We start from the raw sequence: 10241 nt of genomic DNA, 5'->3' as shown, positions 1-10241 counted from the left end.
ACCCGTCGCCCGTGTCGTACAGGACGCCGCGCACGCTCGCGCGATCGTCGACCGTCCTCGCGGTTCGCAGCAGGCCGTGGTTCGCCTCCCCGCGCAGCAGCGTGCCGTATACGAACACCAACGCCATCGCGCCACCACTCCAGACCGCTTCCGGGATTTTCCTACATCGTATCATTCGGCGGCGGCCGAATCCAGTCGCCTTGGCGGCCGGGAATGAGACGAAGAACGGCCGAGGGCAGGGCGCCCGCGGCCGTTCTTCGTTACCCTCGCTTATCCGTCAAGACGCACCTCGCGTCCGGTTTCGGACGATTCGACGATCGCCTCGATCAGGCGAACGGTCGCGCGCCCGTCCTCTCCCCGCAGCAGCGGCGGCCGTCCCGCCGCGATGGCGTCCAGTACGTCCTCGAGCTGGCGGCGGTGGTTTTCATGCGTGAAAGCCTTCGGGTCATTGCCGCCTTCGATCGACGCCGACTCCGGAGCCGGCGGCCGTTCGACGCCGGGCACCGACCAGTGGACGACCGCATTGCCCTCGAGCCAAATCGCGCCGCGCTCGCCGAACAGCTTGACGGTCGGCGGGAAGCCCGGGGCCAGGCTCGTCGACGCGGTGAGCACGCCGAGCGCGCCGCCGGCGAACGTGACGAGGGCCGCGCCGACGTCCTCCGCCTCCATCTCGTGCGTCATCGTCGCGATCTTGCCGCTGACCGCGGAGGCGGGGCCGCCGTACCACAGCATCAAGTCGATCTGATGGATGCCTTGGTTCATGAGCGCGCCGCCGTCCTCCGCGATCGTGCCGCGCCAGACGGCGCTGTCGTAGTACGCTTGCGTCCGATAAAACGGCGTATGCGCCTCGACGACGAGCAGACGGCCGAGCCGGCCTTCGTCGAGCATCCGCTTCGCGAGCGCGTACGGCGCTTCGAAGCGGCGCTGCGAAATGACCGACAGCGTCCGACCCCGCCGCGCCGCCAGCGCAATCAGGCGGTCCGCGTCCGCGGACGTCATCGCCATCGGCTTCTCGACGACGACGTGTTTGCCCGCCTCGAGCGCCGCTTCCGCGTACATCGCATGGCTGCCGCTCGACGTGGCGACGCAGACGACGTCGACGTCGGGGGAGGCGAGCAGCGCGTCCGCGTTCGCGAAATGTTGCGGCGCGGCGTCTGCGGCGACTTCCGCGGAGAGCCGCCGCACGAAGGCGGCGACCTTGTCGGGGCTTCGACCCGCCGCCCCGACGAATCGGGCGCCGGGCAGCTCCAGAATCGCGCGCGCATGATATTCGGCGATCGTCCCGTTGCCGACGATGCCGAAGCCGAGGGGCCGGCTCATGAGCGCCCTCCTTCGCCCGTCGACGGGAACGACGCGGCGGCGGTGCGTAAACGGTCTTCGATCATTTGGGATCGCATCTCCTTTTCGACATTACAGGTCTACCGGCTGCCCGGTGCGTCGGCTTTCGTTCGCCGCTTCTAAAAATCGTACGATTTCCACCGTCTCCTCGATGTCGATCGGCGGCGTCCCGGTTCGGAACATCGTCATGACCCGCTCGAGCAAACCGGCGTATGCCGGCTTCGGATGCTTGCCGCAATCCGCGAACGCCGCGCCGTTCGCCCGATGCAGCAGCGCCCCGTTCGTGCGGGCGCCGCTCCGGGTGCCCCGCAGCGTGCCGACTCGCCCGTCGCTCCATACGCCCGAAACGAGCTCATGATCCGCCGTCGAGAAGGCGTGCACGCGCACGCAGCCCCGGCCGAGCGCCGCGTAGAGCATCTCGGCGGAATGGATGCCGTACCAAAACAAGCCCGGCTGCGTCGGCTGCAGCTCGGCGAAGCCGTACACGTCGGCGCCGAGCAGCTCCCCGAACGAATCGTCGGCCAGCGCTTGGACGAAATCCTCCGCGTATCGCAGCGACGAGGAGCTCATGAGCGGGACGCCGTATTCGCGGGCGAGATCGGCGATCGCCCGCGCGTCGGCGGACGTTACGGCGAACGGCTTGTCGATAAAGACCGGCTTCTTAAAGGGTGCCAGCCGTTTGAACTGCTCGAGGTGGACACGCCCGTCGACGGACGTCAGCAGCACCGCGTCGACGCGCTCCGCGACTGCCTCGACGCTGTCCAGCATGTCGACGCCGTGCTCGTCGCGCAGCGCCGACGTAAACCGCCCGAGCCTCGACCAGCTTAATTCGAAATCCGGCGAGCCGCCGGGGAACGCCGCGACGACGCGGCCGCCCGGGACGGCGTACGGCGTCTCCGGATCGTTCAACAGCTTCGTGAAAGCGACGGCGTGGGACGTATCGAGTCCGATCATGCCGATTTGCAATGGCTTCGTCATCCGAGCAGCTCCTTCTTACCCGTTCTCCGCGTCGGCCGTCGTCCGAACGCACCGGGTTCTTCATACTATTCTAGTAAAACTCGCCGCTGTAACGAAAATTTTTTCGCTACAGCCCACCGCGCGCTTCCCTCACTTGATGCCGAAAACCCGCCGTCCGATGCCGGGAAGGCGGGCTTGCTGCGTTACTTTTTCTTCTTGCCGTATAAGTCCTTCATGATCTGCTTCCCGGTCGGCGTCTGGGCGAGGCCGCCTTTGGCGGTTTCGCGGTGCTTCTCCGGCATGCTCGTGCCGACCTCGAGCATAACCTGGATCACCTCGTCGGACGGGATAACGCTGCGGACGCCGGCGAGCGCCATGTCGCTCGCGGCCAGCGCCGTCACGGCGCCGAAGCCGTTGCGGACGATGCAGGGCACTTCGACCAAGCCGCCGACGGGGTCGCAAATCAAACCGAGCGTATTCTTCAGCGCGAGGCCGACCGCGTGCACCGCCTGCTCCGGCGTCCCGCCGCGCAGCTCGGTCAGCGCGCCCGCCGCCATGCCGATCGCCGAGCCGACCTCGGCCTGGCAGCCGCCTTCGGCGCCGGAGACGAACGAGTTGTTCGCGATCACGTAGCCGATGGCGCCGGCCGCGAACAGGCCGGCCGTCATCTTCGCGTCGTCCCAGCCGTACCGCTCCTGCGCGCTGACAAAGACGCCGGGAATAATGCCGCACGAGCCGGCGGTCGGCGTCGCGATAATGCGTCCCATCGACGCGTTCACCTCGGATACGGCGAGCGCGTACGCCATCGTGCGGGCCGCGTCGCCGCCGAGCGCAACATCTCCCGCCTCGACGCGCGCCATCACGCGCTTCGCGTCGCCGCCCGTCAGCCCGCTGCGCGACGTCGTATCCTCGGTGAGCCCGCGGCGCACCGCTTCCTTCATGACGGCCCAATACTCGGCCATCCTGCGCACTTCCTCTTCGCGAGAGCGGCCCGATTCCGCGCATTGATCCTCGATCATGACCTCGGCGATCGTCGCGCCCTCCGCGCCGCACAGCGCGGCCAGTCCCTTCAGCGTCCGGAATCTCATAGGGCGGCGCCCGCTTCCAGGTCGACGAGCCTTACGTCCGACACGTCCTGCAACGAGCCCACCTGCGCGAGCAGCTCGGCGGATATCGGCGTATCGACCTCGATCACCGTCAGCGCTTCGCCGTGGCGCCCCTTGCGGTCGACGTCCATATGCCCGATGTTGACCCCCGCCCGAGACAGCGTCGCCGTCAGCTCGGCCAGCATCCCCGGCCGATCCAGATGGTACACGCAGAGCGTCGGATACATCGCGATAAACTTCACGTCGAAGCCGTCGACGCCATGCACCTCGATGTTGCCGCCGCCGATCGACGCGCCCACGAGCTCGACGCGGCGCCGCTCGCCTTCGAGGGAAATGCGGGCCGTGTTCGGGTGGGCGACGACGGCCTTTCCCGGTCGAATCGCGACCGAGAGCCCCGCCGCCTCCGCGTACTCGAGCGACTTCGCGATGCGAAGGTCGTCGGTCGCCCAATCGAGCAGCCCGCCGACGACGGCGAGATCGGTGCCGTGCCCCTTGTACGTGTCCGCGAACGAGCCGTAAAACACGATCTCCGCCCGCTTCGGCGTCTCCCCGAGCAGCTGCCTCGCGACCCGGCCGAGCCGGGCGGCGCCCGCGGTATGCGAGCTGGACGGCCCGACCATCGACGGGCCGATGATGGAAAATACGTCTTTGAATCTCATGCCGTCCTCCCCTTCCGTCGAACCCGTCGTACGCGTCACCGCAAAACTTCCGTTACTTCATCCATTCCAGTATATGCTGCTTCACGAATTCGTCATCATGGAGATGCGGGTAATCGCGATACATCCGGTCGATCTCCTCCGCCTGCCCCGGCGACAGCGTCTCGTGCGGGTTTAAGCACCACGTGCCTTCCAGCAGCCCTTGCCGGCGAAGCACCTCGTGAATGCCGGGAATGCAGCCTTCGAAGCCGTGCGCCGGATCGAAAAACGCCGCGTTCGTATCGGTCACCTCGACGTTGCGCGTCAGCCACTCCTTATCGATTGACCCGTTCGCGCGCGCGGCCTTGATCTCCTCCAGCAGCTCGACCGCCTTCTTCGTCCAGACCGCCCAATGGCCGAGGAGGCCGCCGACGATCGCCTTTTCCACCGGAACCCCGTCCACGTTGAACCGGTACGTCGTCAGCAGGTCGTTCACGATGTTGTCGTCATTGCCCGTGTAGAGCGCGATTTCGTCGCGCCGCTTCGAGCTGCACACCGCGCGCACGACGTCGATCGTCTGATACCGGTTGAACGGTGCCATCTTGATCGCGATTACGCCGTCGATATCGGCGAAGGCCTTCCAAAACTCGAAGCTGAAAATGCGCCCCCCCACAGACGGCTGCAGATAGAAGCCGAATACCGGGATTCGAGCCGCGACCGCGCGCGTCCGCTCGAGAATTTGCTCCTCCGTCCAGCCCTGCAGGCCGCCCATGCTGAGCAGGCCGGCGTCGTAGCCGAGCTTCGCCGCGATGTCCGTCTCCGCGAGCGCCTGCTCCGTCGGACCGCAGATGCCGGCGATCTTCACGAACGGCCGGTCGAGCTTCGCCCGCTCGACCTCCTCCGCCGCGAGCCGCAGCACCGGCTCGAACAAGCCGACGTCGGGGTCGCGAATTTCGAATTGGGTCGAGTGCACGCCGACGGCGACGCCGCCCGCGCCCGAAGCGATGTAATACCGCGTCAACGCGCGCTGCCGCTTCTCGTCCATCTTCCGATCTGCGTTCAGCGCGAGCGGATGCGCCGGTATGACGAGACCGTCATGCAGCGCCTTCAGCAATTCAGGTGTCCAATCCTTGCGCATCTTAATATTTCCCCTCCCGCTCTTGGAAGTGCGTCGGCTTGTTCCACGTCTTGCCGCCTTCCTTCACCCACTCGGCGATCCAGTCGATCATCTGCAGCGTCGAAACCTTCGGGTACCCGAACAGCTGGAACGACTTCGAGGCGTTATTGAGCAGCGCGTCCTCGGCTTCCTTGCCGACGAACGACGGCTCCTTCCCGAGACGCTTCCCGAATTCGAGCGCCAGCCAGCGCATCGACAGCGTCTCCGGCCCGGTCACGTTCAGCACGTTCGGCGGCGAACTGCATTGCAGGAGCGACCGAATCGCGATCTCGTTCGCGTCCCCTTGCCAGATAACGTTCGCGTGGCCCATCGACAGGTCGATCGTCTTGCCCTCGTTGACCGCCTTCGCGACCTCGAGCAGGACGCCGTAGCGAAGATCGATGGCGTAATTGAGTCTGTAAATCGCCATCGGGATGTTGTATGTGTTGGAGAAATACTCGAACACGCGCTCCCGGCCGAGCGTCGACTGGGCGTATTCGCCGATCGGCCCCGGCGGGGTCGCTTCGGTCGCGCCGCCGTGCGCCACCGGCGTGAAGGGGTAGATGTTCCCGGAGGAGAAGACGACGATGCGGGAGTTCTTGTACTTCTCGGCGACGCGACCCGGCAGGTACGCATTCATCGCCCAGGTGAACCATTCGCGGCCCGTCGTGCCGAACTTGTTGCCCGCCATGTAGATGACGTTCGGCACGTCCGGCAGCGCCTGCAGCGCTTCGTCGTTCAGCAGGTCGCAGGAAATCGTCTCGACGCCGGCGGCCTCGAGCTCCTCGCGGGTTTCCGGCGTCGAGAAGCGCGAGACGCCGATGACGCGCTTCTGCACGCCGGCGGCGCGGATCGCGTTCATGGCGAGGCGCGCCAGGCTCGGTCCCATCTTGCCGGCGACGCCGAGCAGCATAATGTCGCCTTCGATGTTTTTCATATCCTCGATCAGCGCCGCCGACGGCTCCGCCAGCTTCGCTTCCAACTCTTCGATCGTTCTCATTGCGGTATTCCCCTCTCGCGTTCCGCCATTGCGGCTTGTTATAGCTTCATCATACCGCGGACTTCGAATTAGAGACAAATCTTTTAATTGTCTCTAATTCCCCAAAGGAACCAAGCCAAAGAAGGGATCCCGCGTGTCGCGCGCGGATCCCTTCTTGGCGGAATAACGATGCCGCTTTCGTTGAATCATTCCTGCTTCACGCGATCCGCGAGGAACGCAAGGCGGAACCGCTGCCGCGGGCGGCCGCGGCCGACCTTCTCCATGCCGGACACCTCGATCAAGCCGGCGTCCATCCAATCGAGCAGCAGTCGGTGGGTGCTGCGCACCGTCACGCTGAGCATCTGCGCCAGCTCGAGCACGTTGAATTCCAGCCGACCCTGCCGGGCGGCGGCGGCCATCAGCCGCGTGACGTACATTCGGGTCATCCCGGCGGCCTCGGCTTTCTCCAGCAGCGCCTGATCCGTCAACGACAAATCGTATTCGACCGGATCGGCCATCGCCAGCGGCCCGATTAAGGTCCGATCTTCCCGCACGATGAAACATGCGTTGCCGCCGACCTGCTTGGCGTTCCCGAGCGCCAGCCGCGCATGCGTGCCGGCCTCGTTCGCGGACTGCCCGAAGCCGATTCCGATGCTCAGCGAGACGCCGAGCGCGTGGTAGGCGTCCCGAGCGAGCGGGATGGATTTATATCCGCCGGTTTCCCGTTCGAAGACGCCCCGGGTCGTGAAAAATAAATACTCGTCCGCCCCGAGGTGCGTCAAATACCCGTTCAACGATTCGACGTAATCGAGCAGCGTCCGATGAATGTCCAGCTTCAGCCGTTGGACGTCGTGCTCCGACGCCCGCTGCCGAACGAGACGACCGAATTCGTCGACGTTAATTAAACCGACGACGATTTGCGATTCTTTATTGCGGCGCGATTCGGTGGAAAGCAGCGCTCGCTCCAAGGCGACCGTAATATCGTGGTCGAGCGGCACGACCCATTCGTTCGGAACGCCGAGCGCCGTCAACCGTTCCGCCACCGCTTTGCTTCCGGTCAGAGCGGCGGCGGCGGCGCCGGCGCGATGCTTGTCCGCATGGAACGAGACCAACTCGTCCGTCGCGGCGTACGCGGAGCCTTCGTACGCGATCACCGCGCCGGCGGCCGTCCCCGTCTCCGCCCCTGCCTCTCTCAGCGTCCGCTCGACGACCGACCGCGGCAACGAATCGACGGAAAAGCCGGCGCCGCCGCCCAGGCCGTGCCGGAGCTGCAGCCGTAGCAGCGCGCGATACAGTCCGGCCCCGGACGGGGGCAGGTAATGAATCGGCACCGACGAGTCGATCGGCAGCACTTGCCCCTTGCGCACCGGCTCCAAGCCGGCCAACAGGATCACCTCGACCTTGTCCTTCACCGCGCGGATGTGTCCCGCGGCTTCCTCCGGCCGATCGAAGGCGATCGGCACCGGCCGCATCGACGGGAACGACCGCACCGCCCGCAGCATCGCCTCCACGATTTCCTCCGGTCCCAGCAATGCGATGGCGATGCCCTTCCCTCGTTCCGCCCCGTTTTCTATCATCCGTTGTCCCCTCGATTCCCCCAACGATACTTTCCCAATACTATAAGCGGATTCGATTGTCTTCGTCTACGCCGCCTTTATTTCCTGCATTATTTCCCAAGAAATAATTACCGGTATTTAACATTAACTCTCTAATATGGATATGCAGGTACTTGCAAATATTAATTCTGTGGATAAAGCTGCGGGATTTTGTGGACATCTCTGTGGACAGACTAACATTCATGTACGCGCTTAGGCAAAGACACCTGTGGAATTCGGGCAAACTTCAAGGTTTACAGCTTGTGGATAACCCAACCTGTGTATATTCTCAATGAATCTTCAAACTTATCAACAAATCACTGTTGATAACCCCGCTATTCATGTGGACAACTATGTGGATAGGATGTGAAACGGAGGCGAGCGTTGGGGATGAAGGTCATTATTACTTTGCAAGAAGCGGTCGAAAGAGGCGTCTGGGATCGCATTCGGGAGTGGTTCGGGCGAGACGAGAAGGACGAGCTGTGGCCGAACGAAGAGTTCATCTTGACGGAGGAGCAGGCTAGAGAACTCGGTTGGCTGACAACGAAATAAATTCCTTGCGCATTACTCCATACATCGGAAAACTCCCTTGTTCCGGAAGGAATTCGGGAGTTTTCCGCATATGAATCCCGTCGTCCCCGACGCTCGCCGTCATCGCCGTCGTATGGCCCTTGCTTCAATATACGCCCTCACCAAGGCAGCGCAAGCTTGCCCATGACGGTCTGCCGCGAGGCGCCGGTGGCGGAAGGCAGGTTATTTGCGACGCCGCACAGAAAGTCGTTGCCCAGCATCGCGAAGATGAGCGCCTCCTTGGCGTCATCGTTGAAGCCGAGCGCGCTCGAGTTCGTCACGCGTTGCTCGGGCAGCAGCTCCGCGAGCATCCGGAGCAGCGTTCCGTTGTGCGCGCCGCCGCCGGTGACGATGACTTCCCCGATCGCGCAGCGGGGGAAGACGTCCCGGCGGTACGCGAACGCGATCGTGCGCGCGGTGAACATCGTCGCGGTCGAGACGATGTCCGCGTCCGAGAGGCCGCGTCCGCGCGCCGTCTCGAGGAAGGCCTCCGCGTACGCCTTCCCGAACACCTCGCGCCCGGTCGTCTTCGGGGGCGGCAGCTCGAAATACGGGTGACGCAGCAGCTCGTCGATCAACCCCTCGTCAGGGCGGCCCGAAGCCGCCCATGCGCCGCCGGCATCGTAATTTCGTTCGCCGTTCGTCAACCGAAAGACGGTCTGGTCGATGACCATGTTGCCCGGCCCCGTGTCGAACGCAAACACGTCCGCCTGCCGCGCGCCGGCGGGGATGGCGGCGCAGTTACCGATGCCGCCGACGTTCTGCACGAGTCGGCCGACCTCCTCGCTTCGGAACAAGAGAAAGTCGCCGTACGGCGTCAACGGCGCCCCTTGGCCGCCGACCGCCATATCGGCCGGACGGAAGTCGCCGACGACGAGCGCGCCGGTGCGCTTAGCCAGCACCGACAGGTCGCCGATCTGGAGCGTCGATCGAGGCCGGAACGGGTCGTCCGCCGCATCGTCCGGTATATGCCACACCGTCTGGCCGTGCGACGCGATGAGATCGATGTCGTCCATCGACAGCCCCGCCTCGGCGACGGCTTCGATCGCGACGTCCGCGAATCGCTCCGCGAGCCGGAAATTCATACCGCACACGGCCGCGACGTCGGAGCGCTCGACCGTACATAAATCCTTTAGCCGCTCCCGTGTCTCTTCGTCGTACGGCCGGCTGACGAAGCGAATGAGTTCCGCTTTGGCCGTCGTTCCGCTGCCTGATAGTCGCACGACCGCGGCGTCGATGCCGTCGAGCGATGTGCCCGACATGAGGCCGACGACGAGACGGGACGGCTTCGAGACATAGTCGCCGATCATGCGCCGTCTCCTCTCCAGCCGGCGGGGTACGCTTCGCCGAGCGACACCGGCAGCGCGCCGCGGAACGGGATGTCGCCGAGCAGCGCCTTCGCGGCGCTCGCAAGCGACAGCGGCCGATTCTCGTAGACGGCGACGCAGCCGTCGGCGTCCGGGAACGCTGCGAGATCGTACGGATTGCGCAGCGCGACGACGACGAGCCGCGCACCGGACGCCTGCAACGCTTCGACGAGGCGCTTTTGCGCCAGGTGGAAGCCGGCGTTATAGACGCCTACGACGATTTGCGCCCAGCCGCCGCCCTGCGCGATCGCCGCGAGCTCGGCAATGCGCGCCTCGGAAGGAGCGACGTCGACGCATTCGTCGCGGCAGTCCAAACCGAGCGCCGCCAGCGCTGCGCCAAGGCCGGCGGACGCGCGCACCGCCTCGTCCGCGATCGTCTGCGCGGCGGCCGCGACCGTGATCGCGAGCGTTCGCTCGCGCCGCAGCGGCAAGACGCCGCCGCGGTTCCGAACGAGCGTTACGCTGCGCTCGCTGATGCCGCGGGCGACGGCGAGATGCTCCGCGCAGCCGACGCAAGCGAGCTCGGTCGCAGCCTCGG

At 65.1% G+C, this 10241-nt stretch carries 10 protein-coding genes and 1 pseudogene; 1 reads left to right on the top strand and 10 read right to left on the bottom strand.

Going from position 1 to position 10241, the window contains the following annotated elements:
* The 8 genes from VEZ38_RS19310 to VEZ38_RS19275 all read right to left on the bottom strand — a co-directional run.
* Positions 1–127, bottom strand: a 127-nt coding sequence (locus tag VEZ38_RS19310; protein WP_324896443.1) for a gamma-glutamylcyclotransferase, incomplete at its 3' end; no start/stop codon positions are given.
* A gap of 143 nt (positions 128–270) precedes the next feature.
* Positions 271–1320, bottom strand: coding sequence for a Gfo/Idh/MocA family oxidoreductase (locus VEZ38_RS19305; protein ID WP_324896439.1), 1050 nt, complete (start codon positions 1318–1320; stop codon positions 271–273).
* 90 nt (positions 1321–1410) lie between these two features.
* The gene (locus VEZ38_RS19300; protein WP_324896438.1) at positions 1411–2316 is read right to left on the bottom strand and encodes a Gfo/Idh/MocA family protein; all 906 of its coding nucleotides are present in this window, start codon (positions 2314–2316) and stop codon (positions 1411–1413) included.
* A gap of 182 nt (positions 2317–2498) precedes the next feature.
* A complete protein-coding gene (gene sdaAA / locus VEZ38_RS19295) occupies positions 2499–3383 on the bottom strand; it encodes an L-serine ammonia-lyase, iron-sulfur-dependent, subunit alpha (RefSeq protein WP_324896436.1) in 885 nt (294 codons plus the stop codon).
* Positions 3380–4060, bottom strand: a complete 681-nt coding sequence (gene sdaAB, locus VEZ38_RS19290) for an L-serine ammonia-lyase, iron-sulfur-dependent subunit beta (RefSeq protein WP_324896441.1) — start codon at positions 4058–4060, stop codon at positions 3380–3382. The genes sdaAA and sdaAB overlap by 4 nt, the downstream gene beginning before the upstream one ends.
* A 52-nt stretch (positions 4061–4112) precedes the next feature.
* Positions 4113–5174, bottom strand: coding sequence for a dihydrodipicolinate synthase family protein (locus VEZ38_RS19285; protein WP_324896434.1), 1062 nt, complete (start codon positions 5172–5174; stop codon positions 4113–4115).
* Position 5175: 1 nt separating this feature from the next.
* Entirely contained in the window at positions 5176–6192 is a 1017-nt protein-coding gene (locus tag VEZ38_RS19280) for an NAD(P)-dependent oxidoreductase (RefSeq protein ID WP_324896432.1), read from the bottom strand.
* Positions 6193–6377: 185 nt separating this feature from the next.
* Entirely contained in the window at positions 6378–7748 is a 1371-nt protein-coding gene (locus VEZ38_RS19275; RefSeq protein WP_324896431.1) for a hypothetical protein, read from the bottom strand.
* 408 nt (positions 7749–8156) lie between these two features.
* Here VEZ38_RS19275 and VEZ38_RS19270 point away from each other — a divergent pair, with 408 nt between their 5' ends.
* Positions 8157–8318: a hypothetical protein gene (locus VEZ38_RS19270; RefSeq protein ID WP_324896429.1), complete on the top strand. Its 162-nt coding sequence runs from the start codon at positions 8157–8159 to the stop codon at positions 8316–8318.
* A 137-nt stretch (positions 8319–8455) separates the two neighbouring features.
* Here the strand turns inward: VEZ38_RS19270 and VEZ38_RS19265 are convergent, their stop codons facing one another.
* The gene (locus VEZ38_RS19265) at positions 8456–9646 is read right to left on the bottom strand and encodes an anhydro-N-acetylmuramic acid kinase (RefSeq protein WP_324896427.1); all 1191 of its coding nucleotides are present in this window, start codon (positions 9644–9646) and stop codon (positions 8456–8458) included.
* A pseudogene (locus VEZ38_RS19260) lies at positions 9643–10241 on the bottom strand (beta-N-acetylhexosaminidase); the annotation flags it as partial. The pseudogene VEZ38_RS19260 and the gene VEZ38_RS19265, both read right to left, overlap by 4 nt.

The organism is Paenibacillus sp., assembly GCF_035645235.1.
Classification (GTDB): Bacteria; Bacillota; Bacilli; order Paenibacillales; family YIM-B00363; genus Paenibacillus_AE.
Note: the sequence above shows the minus strand (reverse complement) of the source record. Positions and strands in the feature narration are given on the sequence as shown.